The organism is Pseudomonas sp. SF2 (assembly GCF_036858055.1).
Lineage (GTDB): Bacteria > Pseudomonadota > Gammaproteobacteria > Pseudomonadales > Pseudomonadaceae > Aquipseudomonas.
In genome coordinates, this window is sequence record NZ_JAMBDI010000087.1 from 1 (window position 1) to 1,457 (window position 1,457).

Consider the following 1,457-nt stretch of genomic DNA (forward strand, 5'->3'; position numbering starts at 1 on the left):
TGAGGTGCGCCCCATTTGTTGGACAATCTTTGATTAGGCTGCTGCGGCCTGATTCCTGTATGCCACGGGACTCAGGCCGGCCAGCCCCATCTTGATTCGATCATGGTTGTAGTAATCGATGTATTCATCGATTGCAGTACTCAGATCTTTGATGCTGGCGAAGCGCTGACCATGATACATCTCGGTCTTCAGTGTGCCGAAGAAACTCTCCATTCGCGCATTGTCCAGGCAGTTGCCCTTGCGTGACATGCTCTGCTCCAGTCCCTTCTCCTCAAGTCGATTCCGGTAGCGGTAGTACTGATACTGCCAGCCCTGGTCGGAGTGCAGCATAGGCCTGGCCCCTTCCGGCAGCCGTGACAGCGCCTGTTCGAGCATCTGACCAACCAATGGATAGTGCGGCGAGGTGTCGATCTGATGTGCCACGATCTCGCCATTGAACAGGTCCAGCACCGGAGAGAGATACAGCTTTTCACCCGCCACCTTGAACTCGGTCACGTCCGTTACCCACCTCGTGTTTGGCTCTTCTGCCGTGAACTTGCGCTCCATCGTGTTGGGGGCGATGCGTCCGGGCTGGCCACGATAGGACTTGTACTTCTTCACGCGGACCGTGCATTTGAGGTCGAGCTCGGCCATCAGTCGCCGCACGACCTTGCTGTTCACTACATGGCCGGCGCTGCGCAGTGTCGCTGTCATGCGCCGATAGCCGTAACGACCTTTATGCCGCTCCTGGATCTCACGGATACGGTCCTTGAGCGGAGCCAGCTTGTCACCGGCGGCCATCAACTTGCGCTGGTAGTAATACGTACTGCGCGCCAGTCCGGCCAGCTTAAGCAGGCCGTCGAGCGGGAAGCGGGTGCGCAGGGCCGAGATGATCAGGACTTTTTCTTCCCGGCCTTCTTCTGTCTCGCCTTCTCCTCGCGCAGTTCTTTTAACTTTTTTAGGTAGGCGATCTCCATCTCGGCGTGGCGCAGCTTGGCTAGCAGTTCGGCGTGCGAGAGTTCTTCATCGGCCTTGGGCGACGTGCTGGCGGGTGGGACGGATGGTTTGATCATGACGTTACGCGGTCCTTTGGTTCCTGCTACCAGGGCTTTGATGCCGCCACTGTAGTACTGCGCTTCCCATATGCCTATCTGGCTGGAATGCGTCAGGTTGAAAACGGCCGCTGTTTGGCGCAACGACAACTTGTCGCGCCATTTCCGCTCGAGCACCGAGAGCTTGAACTCAGGGCTGAAAGTCCGCGCTTGTCTGGACAGGCTGGTCTCGCCATGGATGCGGTAGGCCTGTACCCAGCGGCGCAGCAAGGAGGGATCCATCTGGAACTTCGCGGCAATGAAACGGTAGCCAAGGCCTCGTTGCAGAAAAGCCTGGATGGCGGAAAGCTTGAACTGTCTGGTGTGCTTGCTCATGTGAAACGCCCCTGAGGTTGGATTTTTGTCCAACATCAGGGGCGCAGTTCA

General features: G+C 57.7%; 1 protein-coding gene. It reads right to left on the bottom strand.

Annotated features, from left to right (window positions below):
- Positions 1-33 precede the first annotated feature (33 nt).
- A protein-coding gene (locus tag M2S36_RS24960; protein ID WP_333958024.1) for an IS3 family transposase occupies positions 34-1,406 on the bottom strand; the annotation gives its coding sequence in 2 pieces (ribosomal slippage) (positions 34-930 and positions 933-1,406; 1,371 coding nt in all).
- Positions 1,407-1,457: the final 51 nt, after the last annotated feature.